13 protein-coding genes are annotated in these 19,133 nt (G+C 65.0%); 4 read left to right on the top strand and 9 right to left on the bottom strand.

The window, feature by feature from the left end:
- Positions 1-267: 267 nt before the first annotated feature.
- The 3 genes from GX414_06515 to GX414_06505 all read left to right on the top strand — a co-directional run bounded on the left by GX414_06515 (position 268) and on the right by GX414_06505 (position 5,023).
- Positions 268-3,387 (top strand): DNA polymerase III subunit alpha, encoded by a 3,120-nt coding sequence (locus tag GX414_06515; protein ID NLI46744.1) that lies wholly within the window; start codon positions 268-270, stop codon positions 3,385-3,387.
- A gap of 50 nt (positions 3,388-3,437) precedes the next feature.
- A complete protein-coding gene (locus GX414_06510; GenBank protein NLI46743.1) occupies positions 3,438-4,040 on the top strand; it encodes a zinc ribbon domain-containing protein in 603 nt (200 codons plus the stop codon).
- Between the two features lie 557 nt (positions 4,041-4,597).
- Positions 4,598-5,023: a hypothetical protein gene (locus GX414_06505; GenBank protein ID NLI46742.1), complete on the top strand. Its 426-nt coding sequence runs from the start codon at positions 4,598-4,600 to the stop codon at positions 5,021-5,023.
- Here GX414_06505 and GX414_06500 read toward each other — a convergent pair.
- From GX414_06500 to GX414_06490, 3 genes are all read right to left on the bottom strand, one after another.
- Positions 5,012-5,875, bottom strand: coding sequence for a hypothetical protein (locus GX414_06500; GenBank protein NLI46741.1), 864 nt, complete (start codon positions 5,873-5,875; stop codon positions 5,012-5,014). The genes GX414_06505 and GX414_06500 overlap by 12 nt on opposite strands.
- Before the next feature lie 284 nt (positions 5,876-6,159).
- On the bottom strand, positions 6,160-7,401 hold the full coding sequence (locus GX414_06495) for a hypothetical protein (GenBank protein ID NLI46740.1): 1,242 nt from the start codon (positions 7,399-7,401) through the stop codon (positions 6,160-6,162).
- Positions 7,402-7,427: 26 nt separating this feature from the next.
- Positions 7,428-10,532: a hypothetical protein gene (locus tag GX414_06490; GenBank protein NLI46739.1), complete on the bottom strand. Its 3,105-nt coding sequence runs from the start codon at positions 10,530-10,532 to the stop codon at positions 7,428-7,430.
- Positions 10,533-10,740: 208 nt separating this feature from the next.
- Here GX414_06490 and GX414_06485 point away from each other — a divergent pair, with 208 nt between their 5' ends.
- Entirely contained in the window at positions 10,741-12,825 is a 2,085-nt protein-coding gene (locus GX414_06485; GenBank protein ID NLI46738.1) for a sigma-54-dependent Fis family transcriptional regulator, read from the top strand.
- Positions 12,826-13,574: 749 nt separating this feature from the next.
- Here GX414_06485 and GX414_06480 read toward each other — a convergent pair.
- The 6 genes from GX414_06480 to bamA all read right to left on the bottom strand — a co-directional run bounded on the left by GX414_06480 (position 13,575) and on the right by bamA (position 19,126).
- A complete protein-coding gene (locus GX414_06480; GenBank protein ID NLI46737.1) occupies positions 13,575-13,769 on the bottom strand; it encodes a hypothetical protein in 195 nt (64 codons plus the stop codon).
- A gap of 7 nt (positions 13,770-13,776) precedes the next feature.
- Positions 13,777-14,628 (bottom strand): LpxI family protein, encoded by an 852-nt coding sequence (locus GX414_06475; protein ID NLI46736.1) that lies wholly within the window; start codon positions 14,626-14,628, stop codon positions 13,777-13,779.
- Positions 14,625-15,407: an acyl-ACP--UDP-N-acetylglucosamine O-acyltransferase gene (gene lpxA, locus GX414_06470; GenBank protein ID NLI46735.1), complete on the bottom strand. Its 783-nt coding sequence runs from the start codon at positions 15,405-15,407 to the stop codon at positions 14,625-14,627. The genes GX414_06475 and lpxA overlap by 4 nt, the downstream gene beginning before the upstream one ends.
- Positions 15,404-15,823 (bottom strand): 3-hydroxyacyl-ACP dehydratase FabZ, encoded by a 420-nt coding sequence (gene fabZ, locus GX414_06465; protein ID NLI46734.1) that lies wholly within the window; start codon positions 15,821-15,823, stop codon positions 15,404-15,406. Before fabZ ends, lpxA begins: the two co-directional genes overlap by 4 nt.
- Positions 15,824-15,976: 153 nt before the next feature.
- Entirely contained in the window at positions 15,977-16,507 is a 531-nt protein-coding gene (locus GX414_06460; GenBank protein NLI46733.1) for an OmpH family outer membrane protein, read from the bottom strand.
- A 27-nt stretch (positions 16,508-16,534) separates the two neighbouring features.
- Positions 16,535-19,126 carry an outer membrane protein assembly factor BamA gene (gene bamA / locus GX414_06455; protein ID NLI46732.1) on the bottom strand — a complete coding sequence of 864 codons (2,592 nt, stop codon included), beginning with the start codon at positions 19,124-19,126 and terminating at the stop codon, positions 16,535-16,537.
- Between the last annotated feature and the right edge of the window lie 7 nt (positions 19,127-19,133).

The following is a 19,133-nucleotide window of genomic DNA, read 5'->3' as shown; positions in this document are numbered from 1 at the left end:
GGTGCGGCGCCTCCGGCTTCCGCTCCACTCGCTCGCCTTCACTTACTGTCAGACCCCGATTGTTTACCGGTTGGCCGAGCGCGCCGCGCTGGTTGGACGAGTTAATTCCAGATACTCTCAATCAATGGGTTCCGGCTACGCCGGGTTGGAAATTACGAGCACGATTACGATGACGAGCACGAATTGGTGAACTTGCAAACCTGTGAACGTCCGGACACGAGTCTCCGGCCTCGAGTCTCGAGCCTCGTGACTTAACGAGAATCGATCATGTTTGTCCATCTGCACTGCCACAGCTACTACTCCTTTTTGCGGGGGGCCCGCGCGCCCGAAGCGCTCCTGGAACAGGCGGCGCGGCTGGGCCTGAAGCAGCTGGCGCTCACCGACCGCGAGGGGCTCTACGGCGCGGTGGCGTTCGCCCGTCGCGCCGAGGCGATGGGGATCCGGCCCATCGTCGGCGCCGAGCTGCCTCTGGACGGCATCGGCGGCGTGGTGGCCCTGCCCTGCTCGGCGGCCGGCTACGCCGCGCTGTGCCGGACGCTCACCCGCTTCCACCTGGACCCGGCGTTCGACCCGGCGGCGGCGCTGGAGGCGCTGGCCGAAGACAACTGGCTCCTCTTCGCCGAGCCGCGCGGCCTGGCAGAGGCGCTCCGGCGCTGCCGCACCCCGCACCTGGTCGCCGAGCTGGTGGACCACGGCCGCCCGGCCGACCGCGCCCGCAACCGCGCCCTGCTCGAGCTGGCGCGGCGCCACGGGCTGCCGGCGGCCGCCACCAACGCCGTCGTGTTTGCCGCGCCCGGCGACTGGGACACCCACCGGCTGCTGACCGCCATTCGGCTCCGCAGCACCCTGGGCAAGCTCGGACCCGACGACACCGCCGCCCCCGACGCCTGGCTCAAGCCCCCCGCCCAGATGGCGGCGCTGTTCCGTGAGTGCCCCGAAGCGCTGGCCGCCACCGAACGCATCGCCGAGTCGTGCGAGTTCCGCTTCCCGTCCGGCGCCACCATCCATCCGCCCTTCCCCCTGCCAGCGGGTGAGAGCGCCTTCTCGCTCCTGTGGAAGCGGGCGTTCGCCGGAGCGGCGCGGCGCTACCGGCCGCTGACGCCGGCGGTGATCGCCCGGCTGGAGCGGGAGCTCGAGGTGATCCGGCAGATGGGCTACGCCGAGTACTTCCTCATCGTGCGGGACCTTGTCGAATTTGCCGAGACGTCCGGCATCCCCACCGTGGGGCGCGGCTCGGCCGCCGGCAGTCTCACCGCCTACGCCCTGGGGGTGACCCACGTGGACCCGCTGGCGCTGAACCTGTCGTTCGAGCGCTTCCTGAACCTGCACCGGACCGACCCGCCGGACATCGACCTGGACTTCTGCTGGCGGCGGCGGCACGAGGTGATCCGCTACCTGTACCAGAAGTACGGCGCCGACAACGCGGCCATGCTGGCCACCTTCGTCACTCTGGCCGGGCGGGGCGCGCTGCGGGAGTCAGCCCGGGCCATCGGCCTGCCGGAGCGCGAGATCAGCCGCTTCACCCGGCCCATCCCCCACCACCGCGCCGAGCACATCGACACGGTGCTCCGCGAGATCCCCGAGTGCCGGACCATTCCGTTCCACCTGGAGCCGTACGCCACGGTGATCCGGCTGGCCAAGACCATCGCCGGCCACCCGCGCCACCTGGGGCTGCACCCGTGCGGGATCGTGCTGAGCCGCGTGCCCCTCCACGAGGTAGTCCCCCTGCAGATGACCGCCGCGGGCCTCGCCGCCACCCAGTTCGACATGCGCGCGGCCGAGGACGTGGGGCTGCTCAAGATCGACATCCTGGGCCAGCGATCGCTCAGCGTCATCGCCGACGCGCTGGACGCCGTGGCCCGGCGCACCGGCCGGCGCCTCGACTTCAGCCAGGCGCCGCCGGCTGACCCGGCCACCTGGCGGATCGTCCAGGCGGGCCGGACCATGGGCTGTTTCCAGATCGAGTCGCCGGGGATGCGGTCGCTGCTCCGGAAACTGGTGCCGAAGGACATGGAGACCATCATCGCCGCCAGCTCGGTCATCCGGCCGGGGCCGTCCGACGCCGGGATGCTGCGCGAGTTCATCGCCCGCTACCACGGCCGGAAGCCCGCCGCCTACATCCACCCGGCGCTGGAACCGATCCTCAGCACCACGCTGGGGGTGATGGTGTACCAAGAGGACATCCTGCGGGTAGCCGAGGCCGTGGCGGGCATCACGCCGGGCGAGGCGGACAAGCTGCGGCGGGCCATGTCCAGCAAGCGGTCGGCCGAGGCGATGCAGGCGCTGCGCGACGCCTTCGTGGAGAAGGCCGTCGCCCGGGGCACGGCGCCGGAGACGGCCGCCGAGATCTGGCGCCAGATGGAAACGTTCTCCGGTTACGCCTTTTGCAAGGCCCACAGCGCCTCCTACGCCGCCATCTCCTGGCAGGCCGCCTACCTGAAAGCCCACCACCCGGCGGAGTTCTTCGCCGCCGTGCTGGCCAACGGCGGCGGCTTCTACGGCGCGGCCGCCTACGTGCTGGAGGCGCGCCGGTGGGGGATCCCCGTGCGGCTCCCCCACATCAACCGGAGCGGCCGCGACTACGTCGCCGAGGGCCGCGCCGTGCGGGTGGGCCTGGCCCAGGTGCGCGATCTGACTGCGGCCACCGTGGACCGGATCCTGGCGGCCCGCCGAGACGGGCCGTTCGTCTCCTTCGTGGACTTCCTGGCGCGCGTGCCGGCGGAGCGGCCTGAACTGGAAAACCTGATCCGCTGCGGGGCGCTGGACTGCTTCGAGTTCTACCGGCCGGAGCTGCTGTGGCGGCTGGCGGTGCTGCACGAGCCGGTGAAGCGCCGTCGCGAATCGCTCGGCGGGCGGTTGCTGGGCTTCGACGACGTGACCGCGCTGGTCTTCCCCGACGCCATCACGCCGCGCATCCCCGACTTCACGCCGCTGGAGAAGCTGCGCCAGGAGGCCGAGGTGCTGGGGCTCTATGTCAGCGACCACCCGCTGGAGCTGCACCGGGCGGAGCTGGCCGGCCTGGCGCGGGACCGGGCGGCCGACCTGTCCGCCAAGGCCGGCCGGCGGGTGCGCCTGGCCGGCTGGCTGATCACCCAGCGGCGGGTGTTCGCCAAAAACAAGCAGTACATGAAATTCCTGACCCTGGACGACGAGTCGGGTCTGTTCGAGGCGGTGCTTTTCCCGGAGTGTTACCGGGAATGGGGCCACTACACCGCGGACTATGGCGCCTTCATCGTGGAGGGCCAGGCAGTGGACGAATTCGGCAGCGTCACGGTGGAGGCCAGGCGGGTGATGCCGCTGGGCGAGTGCATCCGGTCCGCCGGGACGGGTGCGGGGTGGCCGGACGCCGCGGCGGACGGGGTGCCCATCGAGTCGCCCCGCCGGTAGGCGGGTCGCTTTTTTTCCGCGGGCGCGATACAATGCCGCGGGAGGTTCGCATGCGCGTGGTGCGGGAATGGTTGCTGCATGTGGAGCCGGAAGTGAACCCGTTCGTGTTCGCCGGCCGCGTCCTGGTGTTTCTGCTGATCCTCGGCTTCGGCTGGTTCTACATCGCCACGCCGCTGGAGACGATGTGGCGCACTGCATCCCTGTGGCACGGGATCGACCTGGTGATCCACGAAGCCGGCCACATCCTCTTCATCCCATTCGGTGACTTCATGCGCGTGCTGGGCGGCTCCCTCCTGCAGTGCCTGGTCCCGCTGCTCTTCGCGGCGGAGTTCCTGCGGCGGAAGAACCCGTTCGGCGCGGCCTTCGGCCTGTGGTGGCTGGCGCAAAGCCTGCTGGACGTGGCCGTCTACATCAATGACGCCCGGGCCGGGGTGCTGCCGTTGTTGGGCGGCGTCACCGGCCGGGAGGTGCCCGGCTATCACGACTGGCAGAACCTCCTGGGCCGGCTGGGCTGGCTGGAGTTCGACCAGGCGCTGGCGCAGAGCGTTCAGGTCCTGGCCCTGCTGTTGATGATCGGCACCATCGGCTGGGCCGGTTGGCTACTGACCCTTCAATGGCCGAGAGTGGACCGGTCGCTCTTTCAGAAGTCCTGAAGGGGCAAGAGGGATTGCGGCACGCGGTGTGGATGACACGGACATCGGACATCGGACTTCGGACATCGGACTTCGGACATCGGATGTCAAGGCGCGAGGTTCGAGGCTCATGTCCGGACGTTCACAGGTTCACAAGTTCACCAATTCATGCTCGTAATCGTGATCGAGACTCGGGTCTCGGGGCTCGTTCCCGGCAAGCAACGATCAACCATCAACTGTCTGGGATATCGGAATTCAAACAAAGGAATTCATGAGTCGGATGTCGCATCGGCACGACCCGACTCTTCCCCAAATAGCCAAAAAAATTTAAACAATCATCAATAGCCACAATTCCATAATGACCGCTGATGAATGATCAATGAAATATTGATACATTCGTGCCCTTTGTGACTATGTGGTGAGCGTTCTGAGTCGAGGTACGAGTACGAGTACGAATTACGATTACGAGCACGATTACGAGCACGGCAGGAGGGGGAGTGGGCGCGTGCTATACTGGAACCGGCGGCTGGAACCGGCGGCCGGCCCCCAGTCGCGAGACGATTGCAACGGAGCGCCGCATGACTGATCCGGAACACCTGCCTCCGCCGCCGGGGAAGAGCCACTGGGAATGGCGGCTGTCCGCCGCGCGCCTCATCGCCGCCCGCCTGGATCCGGCGCGCCTGGGCGTTGTCGCCTGCTACCTCATCGGCAGCACCAAGAACGCTGTCGCCGGCCCGTGCAGCGACATCGACCTGGTGATCCACGTCCGCGGCGACGAGTCGCAGCGCGACGCGCTCCTGGCTGAGCTGCGGCGGTGGAATCCCGTGCTCGACCAGTGGAACTTCGAGCGGACCGGCCAGCGATGCGGCGAGTTGCTGGACATCCACCTCGTCACGGATGACGACATCGCCCGCCGGAGCAGCTTCGCCGTGAGGATCAGCGCGGTGTCGGACCGAGCCTGGCTCCTGCCGATAGGCACCGAGTCGGGAACGTCAGAGCAGTAGCCGCCGGTCGGCGTCCGGACGTTCGGGATCGAACAGGATCAGCGCCAGCTCCGGGCCGTCATGCGCGGCCGTGAAGCTTCGGGATCGCCCCCATTCCATCCGCCACTGCCCCGTGAGGCGCGCCGCTTCGTGGACGTGCCCGTGCAGAGTGACGCACGGCTGGCGGGCCTCGATGAAGCGGCGCACGGCGATGCTGCCCACGTGGACGTCCACCGGCACGTGGTCCACCATCCGGCCGTCCAGGGCCGCCCGGTCGAGCGGCGTGTCGTGGGGCGGCGCGTGGAACAGCCAGATGCTCCGCGCAAGGTCGCGGTCCCCCGCCAGCCGGGCCAAATCCCTAACGATGGTGCCGTACTCCAGCTCGTGCTCGCTGACGGGCACGGTGCGGACCCCCCCGTCGGGCGGTGAGCAGCCGGGGTCCACGAAGCGCGACACGTCGTAGCGCTCCCAGTCCTTGTTCTGGAACGGCGTGGGCGGGATGAACGCGTACCCGAAGACGTCGTAGTCGCCCCAGGCACAGCGGCGGCCGTGGGCGTAGGTCCACAACCCCAGCGTCTCGTCCACCAGCAGGCGGGTTTCCACCGCGCGCGCGTCATCGTTTCCCAGAATCAGGAACACGCGGGGGTACGCGGCGCCGAGCGCCGCCCGGACCCGGCTCAGACCCGGGATCAAGACCTGCTCGAGAAACGCCTCGTCGCGGGGGCCGTCGGCGGTCAGCGACCAGAGGCCCGACGGCAGCAAGTCGCCGCCCAGGAACACGGCGCCCGGCTGCTCTCGCGTCATCGCGGTGAATAGCTTCTCGTACCGGTCGGCGTGCCCGTGTAGGTCCGACGCGAATAATCCGAGCGGCATCTGTCGCCTCCGGAGGATTAGTCGGCGGCTATGGCCGCCAGAGCTGAACGAGACCGGTGATCCCACCCGCTCCGAATTGTCGCACCGCTGGCGGGCCCGTGGCAACGGAGAAATGGGACTTGGGACCTGGGACCTGGGACCTGGGATCTGGGACCTGGGGTCTGGGAGCTGGGAACCAGGACCCAGAACCTAGGTCCCGGGTCCGCAGTCCGAGTCAGTTGATGGTTGATAGTTGATCGTTGATTGTTAGGAGCGAGACCCGAGCCCCGAGACCCGTCTGGCGGCTAGGCCTTGGCGCCCGCGGGGAAGTACGCCGGCAGGCGGCGAACCGGCTGCTTGCGGCGGCGGTAGGTCCGGGCCAGCTCCAGGAAGATGCCCACGGCCGTGTCCAGGTCCTTCTGGGTGCCGTCGAAGTAGAAGTTCTTGATGGGGATGTTGTCGTGCTCGGCCGACACCCGCGGATAGACCGCCTCGCAGGTGATGCCGTTCATGCAGGTGAACGGGCTGATGTCCACGATCCCGTCGGCTCCCTGGTGGTAGAGGTAGATCGCCTTGCCCACGCTGAGCACCATTTCGCCCAGCGCGCCGTAATGCGGCAGGTACGGCATGGCGTGGTCAAGTACGGTGCGGATGTCGGCCGGTTCCTCATACCCCACCAGGTCGTCGTGGAGCATGCCGACGAGGGCGTGCTCGTCACGGCGCTGGATCTTGTTCTTGACGATGGCGCCGAGCATCGAGAGCGAAACCTGTTTGCCGGCGGCGCGGATCCGCTTGAAAGTCTCGAAATTGGTGTACCAGACCCACTCGGTGATGTCGGAGAGCCAGCCCTCCCCGCCCTGCGCCTCGATGCGTCGAATCAAATCCTCGTTGCTGAACGTGTTCAGACGGCAGAAGATCTCGCCCACCACGCCGACCAGCGGTCGCGGCTCGGAGTAGTCCGCCGGCACGGCGCGGAAGCGATCGCGGCAGCGGGTCATGGCTTCGGCCAGGGCATCAAGCTTGGCTTTGGGCTTCATGCCCGGCCGCTCCAGCACGGCGCACACGTCGTTGAGACTGTCTTCGTGCGCCTGGTCGGCGTCGCCGGCGGTACGCTCGTAGGGACGGGTCTTGTGGAGGAACTTGCGCAGCATGTCGGAGATCACCAGCGCCCGCCAGGCGGTGCGCATGAGTTCTCCCGCGCTGCCGCCGATGTCCTTGTAGCCGTCCTTGCTGGTGGGGGAAAAGACCTGGATTTCATCCAGGCCGACGTCATGGAGCACCTTGCGCACAAACGGGGAGTACTGTCCGAAACGGCACGGGCCGCCGGCGGTGGGCATGAAGAAGGCGTTGCGCGAGCGGTCGAAGCCGGGCTGCTCGGCCAGGCGCAGGAACGTCCCCAAAGTGACCATCTCCGGGTAGCACTCGTCGCCGGAGGTGACCCGGGAGCCCAGCTCCATGGCGCGGGCGTCCGCCTCCGGGCACTCGTGGGCGATGATGCCCACGGAGCGGAACGCCGCCGCGAAGGTCTTGGCCCCGCCGTAGCTCATGCGGGGTATCCAGAGAGTTTTCCCCCTCAACGTGTTGCCATCTGGGGGGGCCGTGTCTCGGGCTGTTTGCTCCACCATCGGAGAACTCCTTTGCTGTCCAGATACGCTTCGCAACGGGTCATGACGCCGGCGTCGTTGGAGTGGGCGTCAAACTGGAGGATCAGGGCCGGCTTGCCCGCCGCCTTGCCCATGAAATGCTTGACGTACGAGTCCGGTCCGCACTTGAAGTTGGTGATGTAGATGCTGTGCAGATAGGGGAATTCCTTCGTCAACTTGGCGGCGGCGAGGATCTTCCGGCCGTAGTTCCAAAACATGTTGTCGTTGATGTCGGTGATGTCCACGTCGTCCATGGGCAGGAAGTCCATGGGGATGACGTTGACGCCGTAAAAATCGCGCAGTTTCTTCGGTACGTCCAGATTCACGCCGGGGTCGTTCACGTTGTACGGGCGCCCTAGCAGGATGATCCCGATCTCACCGGTCTCCTGCAGACGCCGCAGGGCGGTCCGGCCGGCGGTCTGGATCCGTTCGATGAACCGCGCCTGGGCGGCGTACCCCTGGGTCAGGGCGGCATGCACGTCCTTGCGGCGCAACTTGAACCCGGCGTCCCGGAAGTACTCGTACAGCTCGCGGGCGACCGTCTCGAAACCGTCGCGGAAGTGGAGCGTGGGGACGAGCATCCGGTCCTCATAGCGCTGGAAGAAGGGTGCCGACCGGATCACGAACGGCAGCGTCTGGCCCCACGGGCACATGAAGCTCTCCACCTCGGGATACGGGGTCTCCGCGTTGATGATGTTGGGCAGGAAGATGTACCGGGCGTTCTCGTCCAGCAGCTGCTTGACGTGGCCGTGGGCCACCTTAATGGGGAAGCACGGTTCGGACACCACCGTGTCGTACCCGTCGAGCACGATCTTCCGGTTGGTGGTGGGCGAGAGCAGCACGTCGTAGCCCAGCGCCCGGAAGAACGTCAGCCAGAGCTGAAATCGCTCGAAGGTGTACATGGTCCGCGGGATGCCGATCACCGGCCGCTCGCCCGAGGGCTCCTGGTAACCCTCGAAGAGCCACTGGTTGCGGAGGGTCACGAGATCGTCCAGCACCGGCTGCTTTTTCGACTTGGCGCGCTTGCGATAGCGGTCACTGCACTTGTCGCCCCAGTAGACGCGGTCCTCCTCGACCCGAAATTCCTGGATGCTGCAGAAGTTGGTGCAGCCCTTGCAGGTGAACTCGCGCAGGGTGTAGTCCACCGCCCCGAGGTCGTACCCGCGGAAGTTGGTGCTCTCGCCGGTGCTCGTCACCTTCTCGCGCACGAGCAACGCGGCGCCCACCGCGCCCATGACGCCGTTGAACGGAGGCACGATGATCTGCTTGTCCAGAATTTTCGAGAACGCAGCCGCCACGGCGTCATTGTAAGCGGTGCCGCCCTGGAAGAAGATGACATCGCCGATGTGGCGGCCCTGGATCACCCGGTTGATGTAGTTGAAGCCGATGGAGTAGGCCAGACCGCCCACGATGTCGGGCAGGGCCGCCCCCTTCTGGAGGTAGCTGTTGACATCCTGCTCCATGAACACGGTACACCGCTCGCCCAGCTTGATGGGCGCGGCGCTCGAAAGCGCCAGCGCCGCGAACTCGCCCTTGATCTTGACGCCCAGTTCCTCGGCCCGCTCCTCGAGGAAGGAGCCGGTGCCGGCGGCGCAGGCCTCGTTCATGGCGAAGTCGACGACGACGCCGTCCTGCAGGCTGATATACTTGGAGTCCTGGCCGCCGATTTCGAAAATCGTGTCCACGGTCAGGCCCAGGAGCTTGTCGCCGATGTAGCTGGCGCCCGTCTTGTGGGCGGTGATTTCGTCCATGATCAGGTCGGCGCCCACCAGCATGCCGATGAGCTCGCGCCCCGAGCCGGTGGTGCCCACGCCGTGAATGGTGATCCGGTCGCCCAGCTCGGCGCGGATCTCGTTGAGGCCCTCCTGCACCACCTCGATGGGCCGGGAGCGCGTGCGCAAATAGATCTCCTTGACCACGTCGCCCCCCTCGTCCAGGACCACGAGATTGGTGCTCACCGAGCCGATGTCAATACCCAGGTACGTGCTGACAGGCAGCGCCTTCCCCTCCAGGGTGTACGGGGGCATCCGGTCGCGCAGGAGCACGACCTTTTCCAGGTCCAGCGGCGGCGTCGTGGGGAAGCCTGCTTGCACTTGGGTCAGATGGCGGTCGAGGGCCTCCAGGCCGGCGATGGGCGTCCGCTTGGGCGATTCCCACTCCAGCAGGGCCGCGCCCATGGCACCGAGCCAGCACCCGAATCGGGGGACCCGCAGGTCGCCCGGCTTGAGCTCGAAGGCGTCCTCGATGGCTCGCACCACGCCGGCATTACGGGAGACACCGCCGATGAACGCGACGTGCGGCACCACCTTCTTCCCCTTGGTGATGGAGCTTTTGAAGTTGCGGGCCACCGCGTCGCACAAGCCCCTCAGGATTTCGGGCGGCGTGTAGCCTTTCTGTTGCGCGTGGATCATGTCGGACTTGGCGAACACCGAGCAGCGCCCCGCGATCTTGGCCGCCTTCTCGGCCCGGGCCACGATGCCGCCCACGTCCTCGATGGCGAATTGCAACCGTCCGGCCTGCTGGTCGAGGAAAGAGCCGGTCCCGGCCGCACAGTCGCCGCTGGTCTCGTAGTCCGCGATGCCCAGCTGGCCCGATTGCGGATCCTGCTCCAGCAGGATGTACTTCGACTTCTCACCACCCATTTCGAACACAGTGCGGACGTCGGGGCAAAGGCAGTTGACGGCGCGGGTGATGGCCTTGAATTCATTCTCCGCGTTCAGGCTCAGCGCCTGGCCCAGGAGTCGCCCGCCGGAACCCGTCACCCGGATGCCCCGGAGTTCCGACGGCGGAATCTTGCGAAACAGGGTTTCCAGCAGATCCCGAGCGGCGCGGATGGGCTGTCCTTTGATCCGGGTGTACGCGGTCAGCAGAATGGGTGGCAACCCCTCGCCTGTGTCGAGGTCATCCGGTCCCAGATAGGTCAACGACGGATCGGCGGCGGCCAGGCCCACCCAGTCCGCGCGCCGTTCCTCGCTCCCGATGATCGCCGCCTTGACGCTGATCGCGCCGATATCGATGCCGATCACCCAGTCCATGCATGCCTCCGCTCTCGGCTCCGGTATTCAAACAAAGACCGTCATTATGATCCAAGACCGGCTAAAAGTCAATCGCGAACGTGTCAAGGAGAAACATATTTGCGTGTTTTTCAAACAAGTGTGTCATTATGACATTTTAATATTGACATCTCTTCTCCGGCTGATTATGCTGAGTAACCGTCGAATACGGAAGGAGGCCGTCGCACCCATGCCCAGTCGCGTCTCGGATGAACGCCAGAACGATACTCTCACCCGGGAACAACTCCTGGAAACCGTCGCCTTTTATCGGGTGTGGGAGAACCTGATCAATCGCATCTCGCCGCAGATCTGCCGCCGGATCGACCTGGACAATTTCCTCAGGGCCACCGTCGCCGAGATCGGGCGGCTCATGGATCTGGACCGCTGCAACCTGATGGTCTACCGGGAAAACCGGGTTTTGAAAATCGACTACGAGTACCGGCGTGACGACACCCTGCCCTCCGCGCTCGATCTGGAGATCCCCATCAAGCGCGATTTTCTGGCCACGTCGGGCTACCGGCGCGATCCGTTCGCCCTGGACGACGTGTCCGGCGCGCGCGTGCACCCCGTCCTCCAGCAGATGTGCCTGGACTTCGGGACCCGCTCCCTGCTGGTGGTCCCCATCCACTTGGGCGATGAGCCGCTGGCCTTCATGGGGCTGCATCACAGCCGGGACCGACATGTTTGGAACGCCAACGAAATCAATCTCATGCGATCACTGGCCAACCAGCTGGCCGTCGCCTACCAGTACGCCCGCATGTACCTCCAGAAGGAGCGCGAGGTGCAGGTCTCAGGCTTGCTGCTGGAGCTGGGGGACGCGCTGTCGCGGCATCGTCACCTGGATGAGGTGATCGCATTTCTGCTGGACCGGATTCTCGAGCTGATCACCGCCGACCGAGCCGGCTTCGGCTACTTCGACCTGCCCGGCCGCACACTGCGGTTCGTCGCCCGGCGCTCCGTCTCTGGAGGCGCTACCGGCGAGAGCAGCCTGTTCCCGGAGATTCTGGAATTTTCCGAGGACAACCGCCTGCTCCGCGAGCTGGAGCAGGGCGAGCCCCTTGTGATCGCCGAGGACAGCACCTTCGGTCACGAAGCGTACCGCATCAAGCGCCTCTTCGGCGCGGCGGCCCTCCTGGCCGCCCCGCTGATCCTCAACGGCACGCTGTTCGGCGTGCTCCTCTTTGCGTGGGATCGGGCCGCCTCCCGCCGCCGGGAAGAAGACCTCCTGGTGGTGGAATCGATCCTGCGCCAACTCGTGCTCTACTTCGAGCGCAACCAGCTCAGCTCCGAAATCCTCCGGCTCAAGCGCGACCTGAGCCTTGTCCGGACCGGCGACCGCCTCTTGGGCAACCACCCCGCGTTCCGCCAGGCGGTGGACAAGGCGCTGGAGCTGGCCGCGTACGACACCCCGCTGCTGATTCTGGGGGAACCGGGCACCGGCCGGGAGCTGCTGGCCGAGTCCGTCCACCGGAGCAGCGCCCGGGACCAGGCCCCGTTTGTCCGGGTGCCGTGCCGCCTGCTGGATCCGGAGCAGTTCCGACGTCGCGTGTTCGGCGACACCGCGACAGCGGGAACGCTGGCTGCGGCCGCCGGGGGCACGGTGTTCTTCCACGAGGTGGAGACCCTACCTCCGGAGCGGCGCGCCGAACTGCTGGAGCTGCTGGCGGGCGTCACCCCGGGCGCGGTCCGCAATCGCCGATCCGCCGCGCTGGACACGCGGTTGCTGTTCAGCGCCGCCACGTTGCCGGCCGAGGCGCCGGATGCGCCGATGTGGCGCGCCCTTCACACCGTGGCGCTGCCGCCGCTGCGCGAGCGCCGCGGCGACATCCCGCTGCTGGTGCAGCACGTGGTGGAGATGATCCGCAAGGAATCGGGCAAGTACATCACCGGCGTGGAGTCCGACGCGCTGCACGCACTGGCCGGCCTCGACTGGCCGGGCAATATCCCACAGCTTCGCCAGGTGATCGAGACGGCGGCGATTACCGCGACGGGTCCGGTCATCACCCTGTCGGATCTGGCCGCGGCAATGCCGCATCTTCTCTCCGGTGGCGGAATGGGCGGCACGCTGCATTTCCACGTGGGCCAGAGCCTCGACGAGATCGAACGGACAACCATCCTGCAGACTCTGGAGACACTGGGCGGTGACAAGCAGAAGACCGCCCGCGTCCTGGGGATCGGGCGCAAAACACTCTACCGGAAACTGGAGCGCTACCGGACTGCCGGCGCCCTACTGGAGGGCCGGAACCGGTCCGCCACTCGTTCTCGCAACAACTGATCCGGCCCACACGGCGTCCGGACAAAATTCGTCACATTTATTCCCCTTTTTTGTCACCGTCGCCCTGTGGGATTGAACACACTCGCCCAAAACCTAGCAAACAGGGGACATTCAACTCGGCGTGTGACTGGTATCACATTTGCTTGTCACCCAGTGTCGATTGCAGGAAGCGTCACTGGATCTTTTCACCGCCGTCCCGACCGTCGGCGCGCCAGCACCGCCACGGTTTGTGTCGTCGGTTTGATCTTCCACCCCTTCCGGACGAAGAGCCGGGAGTATCAGTCGAACCACCCTTTTACCAACCGAGGGGATGAGCGATCATCCCCTTATTTTTTTACCTGATTGCCTGATGGGATCATGGACAAAGGGTGAATCGTAGCCGTTCCCGGATTGGGGTTGTTCGTGCTCGTAATCGTACTTCGTAATCGTCATCGTAATTCGTGATCGTAATCGAGCCGCTTGAAGGTTGGAAGGTTGGGATGTTCGCAGGTTCAAATGTTCAAAGGTTCACAGGTTCGCAGAGAGTGGATAGTTGATCGTTGGGAGCGAGTCTCGAATCCCGAACTGCGAGATCCGATGTCCGATGTCCGATGTCCGATGATCGGGAAGGAGGCTCGAGCCTCGAGCCTCGATGACGATTACGAAGTACGATTACGATCACGATTACGAATTACGAGCACGAGGAAGAGATCTAATCTTCTATCTCCGATTTCCTATTTCCTAGTCTCCTATCTCTTATCTCCTATCTCCTATCTCCTATCTCCCATCTCCTCACTGTGCTCGGTTGGTGGGGTAGCGTCGGGACCGGCGGATGTCCCGGGCATTTGAGCCGCCCGATGCGCCTCACGCGCCCGGTTCATGCGCCACTGATAGACGATGAGATAGGCGAAGCGGAACGGAAAGATCACCACACGAATCAGCTTGTAGAAGAATTCGCGGTTCATGGGCCGGTCACCACTTCGCCGGGAGCGTCACTGCCGGCGCCGCCACGCCCACCAGGGCGATCCCCGCGGTATCCAGCCGTTGCAGCACATCCGCCTTGTCCAGCATCAAGCTGCGGCCGGCGTCCACCGCCATGGCCGACACCCGGTTCCGCGTCAGCACCTCGACGGTGCGGGCGCCGATGAGGGGCACGTCGAACCGCATGTCCTGGTCGGGCTTGCTCACCTTGACCACCGTCAGTTTCTCGTTCCGGGTGAGCGCGGCGGCCCGCTCGATGGTGGCGTCGGTGCCCTCGAGCGTCTCCACCGCCACCACCACCCGCCGGCAGACCACGACGGTCTGGCCCAAGTCCAGCCGGGCGATCTCGCGGGCGGTGGCCAGCCCGTACTCCAGGTCGATCCGCTCCTGGCGGTCGGGCGCCCGCCGCGTCAGCAGACCCGCCGGCGGCACCAGGTCCCGCAAGAGCAAGGTGGAGTCCACCACCTGCACGCCCTCGCGACCCAGCTCGTCGGCCAGCGCACCGAGGATCTCGTCGGTGTTCCGGCGCGGCAGCCGCCCCAGCAGGCTGATGGCCCGCAGGTCCGGACGGTCCCGCCCAAAGATGCGCACATGCTGGACATACCCGGCCATGATGGCCCGGGTCACGCCCGCGTCTTTGAAGAATCGGATCAGCCGGCCCAGCTTGCCGATCCCCAGCCACTGGATCGAAGCGGCATCCTCGGCGATGGCGGGATCGGCCTCGTCCCGGATGGCGGCCACGTGACAGGGGATGCCCAACTGCCGGCACTGCCGGGCGATCATCCGGGGGAACTCCCCGCCCCCCGCGATCAGTCCCAGCCGTTCCGGCAGCGGTTCGCTCATCGGATCACGCCCCGTTTGGACGACTCGATGAAATCCACCAGAATCTTCACGTCGCCCTCGACCGGCAGGTGCTCCCTGAGGTTGGTCAGTCCCTGCCCCAGGTTGGAGGTCTGACGGAAGAGCAGCCGGTACGCCCGTTGCAGGGTTTCAATGCGCTCCTTGGGGAAGCCGAGCCGCTGGAGTCCGATGGAGTTGATGCCGTATATCGCCGCGTGGTTACGCTCGCCGACGGTCTTCACGAACGGCAGCGCGTCGCGGGTGATGACCGAGTAGCCGCCTACGAAGGCGTAAGGGCCGATCCGGCAGAACTGGTGTACGCCGGTGAACGCGCCCACTGTGCTCCGGAAGCCGACGCTCACGTGACCGCCCAGCGTGGCGCCGTTGGCGAACACGACATGGTCTTCGACGATGCAGTCATGGGCGATGTGGGAGTAGGCCATGAACAGGCAATGGCTGCCCACCCGGGTGATGCCGCCCCCCTTGACGGTGCCCCGGTTGAAGGTGGCGAACTCCCGGATCAGGTTGTGGTCGCCGATGACCAGTTCGGTGGGCTCACCCTTGTACGAGATGTCCTGAGGCGCGGAGCCCAGCGAGCAGAACGGAAAGACATGGTTCCCCTCCCCGATCCGGATGGGTCCCTCCAAGCGGCAGTGGGCGTCGATGATGGTGCCGCGCCCGATCACGGCCGGCCCCTGAATGGCGACAAACGGCCCGATGGTGACGTCTTCGGCCAACTCCACCTGGCCCGTCAGGACCGCGGACGGATGCACGCTGCTCATCGCTGCCCTTCCATGATCATGGAGAGAAACTCGGCTTCGCAGGCCAGCTCGCCGTCCACGAACGCCTGGCCGGCCATCTGGCAGGTTCGCGATTTGAGCTTGATCACCTCGCACGTCATGACGAGCTGGTCGCCGGGCACTACCGGCCGGCGGAAGCGGGCTTTGTCGATGCCCATGAAGTAGACCAGGTTGCCGCTCTCGCTCTTGCAGCGGGTGGACATCGCCAGCACGCCGCCGGTCTGGGCCATGGCTTCCAGAATCAGCACGCCCGGCATGACCGGCGCGCCCGGAAAATGCCCCTGGAAGAACGGCTCGTTGAAGGTGACGTTTTTCAGGCCCTTGATCCGGACGCCGGGTTCCAGTTCCACGATGCGGTCCACCAGCAGGAAGGGATACCGATGCGGCAGCCATTTCATGATCTCACGGATATCGGGCAGCTTGGGGGTGTCGTTCACGCGTTCCTCCTCGGTTCGGGATAAAGGCAACGGTCCCAGACGACTGCGGCTGGGACCGTTCGGGTGTTAGAAGTTGCTCGCGCTGCCGGCGCCCCGCGAGAGCCTGGCGACGCGCTAAGGCTGCGGCGTGTAGGGATACGCCTGGTTGTAGAGCTTGATGATCTGGTCGGTCACGTCGATGCTCGGGTCGTAGTAGGCCACAATCTGCGGATTGAGGTACAGGATCATGGTGTAGCCGTTGTCCTGGGCGAACTTGTTGAACAGGGGGGTGATCTTCTTGTCCATCTTCTTGCCGAACTCGTCAAGCCGGCGGGCGTATTCGCGCTTCAGGTCCTCGCCCCGGCGTTTGAACTCGGTCTCGAGGCGGTCCAGCTCCTTGGCCAGTTCCTCCCGCTTGTCATCAGTCAGCATGTTCTGCTGGTTGCGCAGCTGGATCTGCTTCTCCTCGATCTGCTTGCGCAGTTCCCCCAGGGATCCGTCCTGCTTCTGGGCCCAGTCGGTGATTTTCTGGTATTCCGCCTTCCCCTCGTCCGTGCTGACGACCGCGCGGTTGGAATCGACGAAACCGAGCTTGGCCTGGGCGCCGGCGAAGGCGCCGAGGCTGAGGATCAGCACCGCTAACAGGATGTACTTCAACTGCTTCATGACTCTATGTTCTCCTTATATGTTTGATTAGAAGCTCTTGCCGATCGTGAATTGGATGTTGGTCTCCGGTTCGTTGTAGCTGTACTGCTGGTCCTTGGTCCGGAAAATTTCGGTGAGGCGGAGCGGGTTGTAGGCGAAGATCAGCCGGAACGGCGCGTTGACCATGGGCAGCATGAATTGAAGCTCCGCACCGGTGGACGCCCGCCACTTGCCGTTCGTGCTCGAGATCAGGTAGACGTTGGTGCTCTCGGAGAAGCCCAGTTTGTCGTACTGAGTCACCGTCGAGAGTCCGGCGTCGGCGAACAGCGCGATGCTGACCGGTCCGGCGATGGGGATGCGGTACTCGGCCTGGCCCATGAAGGCGATATCGCCGCCGATGGGCAGAACCTGGTCCGTCCGTCGCGGCAAGCCGGTTTCGAAATCGATCAGCGGATTCCCCTCGTTGTCCTTGGCGATGGTCGAGACCACTGCGTACGGGCTCACGCCCCGAATGTCGAAGCCGCGCAGGTCCTGGTCGCCGCCCATGAAATACCGCTCGAAGAACGGAACGGCCTGCGTGTCGCCGAACGGGGCGACAAACTGGGCCCGGCCGTGGAAGCCGAACACATTGCGGCCCTTGAACAGGAAGGGGTCGCGGAAGAAGAACTTCATGTCCACGTATGGCCGGATCACGTTGAAGTCGCCCTGCAGCGGCCCGCCGGAGAAGGCCACCCCGAGATCCAGCTCCCGCCCGCGGGTGGGGAAGAAGAAGTCATCGGTGGTGTTCTGGGACAGGCGCAGCGAAACCTGCGACCGGATCAGCCCGGCCAGCGCCTCGTCGATGGGCAACCCCGGGTTGATACCGAAGAGCTGCGCCTCGACCAGGTAGTAGTAATCCTCGTTGATCTCGTCCGGCGGGAAAGAGATATTCTCCAACTCATAGGAGATGTAGTACCGCCAGAAGCGCCACAGTTGCCGCCCGAAGGTCAGGCTGAAACCGGTGGTCTTGCGGACGTAGAGCTGGACTGCGTCGCTGGTCTGGTAATAGTACGTGTAGTCGTTGACATCGTAGCGGTAGCGGCGGTTGTAGACCGAGAATCCGAACAGCGAGTTGGTGTCCAGAAAGTACGGGTCGGTGAAGGCGAAGGAGAAGTTGACGATTCGCGTGCCGAAGATGGCGTCGAACATCAACTTGTCGCCATAGCCCAGGAAGTTGTTGGTGCTGTAGTTGATGCCGACGAACGTGCCCTGGTAGCCGCTGATGCCGCCGGTGAGGCCGATGGACTGCTGCCCCTTCTCGGAGACGGTCAGGTTGATGTCGACCGTGGCTTCCTGGGGATTGCGCTTGATCTCGTAATCCTTCTCCTCGAGCTTTTCGAAGAGCCCGAGCTGGTTCAGCCGCTGGATGCTGATGTCCAGGAGAGTCTGGGAGAACGTCTCCTGCTCCACCAGCACGAACTCGCGCCGGAGCACTTTGTCGCGGGTGCGGGTGTTGCCGAAGAACTCGATCTTGTTGACCCGGTACTGCTTGCCCTGCTCCACCGTGAAGGTGACGTCCGCCAGGCGGTTCGGCTGGTCAGTCTTGAGTTTCGGTTGGATGTCGAAATCGATATACCCCTGCATCCCGTGGATCTTCTTGATGGTGTCCATGCCTTCCTTGATGGCCTTGTAGTTGGCGACATCGCCCTTCCTCAGGCCGATCAGGGGCAGGAGCTGTTCGTCGGTGAACAGGGTGTTGCCCTCGAACTCGAGGCTGTTGACCCGATACTGCGCCCCCTCGTCGATGGGCACGGTGATGTAAAACTGCTTCTTCGTCTTGCGCAGGAGCGGCAGGAAGCCTCGGGGTCCCTCGACGATCTCCACCTCGGGCTGGCCGTATTTCATGTCCAGGTAGCCGTGCTCCTGATACAGGGACTTGACGTTTTCCTCAAGGTCATAGAGGAGCTTGTCCTTGTGGTACTTATCGGTGCCCTTGAACATGCTGATCAGGCCGCGCTCCTTGCTGAGTTTGAGCGCGTCCTTGAGGTCGCCGTTGTCGAATACCGTGTTGCCGGTGAAACGAATCTTGCCGATGCGGACTTTTTCCCCCTCGGCGACCTGGAAGACGATTTTCACCGAATTGGGGGGGATCTCCTCCACGGCGGTGGTGACGGTGCCGAGCGGCCGCCCGTTGAGCACCAGCAGGTTCTGGATGATGTTCTCGGCCTTCTTGATCTTGGTGGGCTCGTAAGGGGAGTCCACCGTCAGGCCCAGCTTCTCCTCGCTGAACTTGTCAAGGATGTCCGACTGCTTGAACGATTTCACACCCTCGTAGGCGATCGACCGGATGATGGGCTTCTCTTCGACAATGAAGGTGACAATCCGACCCGTCTCGCCGTCGGAGACGTCCACTTTGATGTTCTTGAACAGGTTGGTCTTGTGGAGCGCCTTGAAATCGATGAGGATCTTGTCCTGGTCGAAGACGTCGCCGGACCGGGTCATGATGTAGTAGAAGATGGTGTCCTGGGGGATGCGGTGGTTGCCCCGGATCTCGACCTTCTCGATCAGCGTGCCCACCTGGGCCAGCAGGGGGGAAGCGGCGGAGGCGAGGAGGACCAGGCACAGCAGCGTCAGGGTACCTGTTCTCAGTCCGGACCTCATTAAACCT

It is taken from the genome of Acidobacteriota bacterium (assembly GCA_012517875.1).
GTDB lineage: Bacteria > Acidobacteriota > JAAYUB01 > JAAYUB01 > JAAYUB01 > JAAYUB01.
The sequence above is the reverse complement of the archived record's forward strand: the minus strand, read 5'-3'. Positions and strand labels throughout refer to the sequence as shown.

Coding starts and splice junctions, on each gene's coding strand:
- GX414_06515 (NLI46744.1), top strand. CDS start 268: ATGTTTGTCCATCTGCACTGCCACAGCTACTACTCCTTTTTGCGGGGG.
- GX414_06510 (NLI46743.1), top strand. CDS start 3,438: ATGCGCGTGGTGCGGGAATGGTTGCTGCATGTGGAGCCGGAAGTGAAC.
- GX414_06505 (NLI46742.1), top strand. CDS start 4,598: ATGACTGATCCGGAACACCTGCCTCCGCCGCCGGGGAAGAGCCACTGG.
- GX414_06500 (NLI46741.1), bottom strand. CDS start 5,875: ATGCCGCTCGGATTATTCGCGTCGGACCTACACGGGCACGCCGACCGG.
- GX414_06495 (NLI46740.1), bottom strand. CDS start 7,401: ATGAGCTACGGCGGGGCCAAGACCTTCGCGGCGGCGTTCCGCTCCGTG.
- GX414_06490 (NLI46739.1), bottom strand. CDS start 10,532: ATGGACTGGGTGATCGGCATCGATATCGGCGCGATCAGCGTCAAGGCG.
- GX414_06485 (NLI46738.1), top strand. CDS start 10,741: ATGCCCAGTCGCGTCTCGGATGAACGCCAGAACGATACTCTCACCCGG.
- GX414_06480 (NLI46737.1), bottom strand. CDS start 13,769: ATGAACCGCGAATTCTTCTACAAGCTGATTCGTGTGGTGATCTTTCCG.
- GX414_06475 (NLI46736.1), bottom strand. CDS start 14,628: ATGAGCGAACCGCTGCCGGAACGGCTGGGACTGATCGCGGGGGGCGGG.
- lpxA (NLI46735.1), bottom strand. CDS start 15,407: ATGAGCAGCGTGCATCCGTCCGCGGTCCTGACGGGCCAGGTGGAGTTG.
- fabZ (NLI46734.1), bottom strand. CDS start 15,823: ATGAAATGGCTGCCGCATCGGTATCCCTTCCTGCTGGTGGACCGCATC.
- GX414_06460 (NLI46733.1), bottom strand. CDS start 16,507: ATGAAGCAGTTGAAGTACATCCTGTTAGCGGTGCTGATCCTCAGCCTC.
- bamA (NLI46732.1), bottom strand. CDS start 19,126: ATGAGGTCCGGACTGAGAACAGGTACCCTGACGCTGCTGTGCCTGGTC.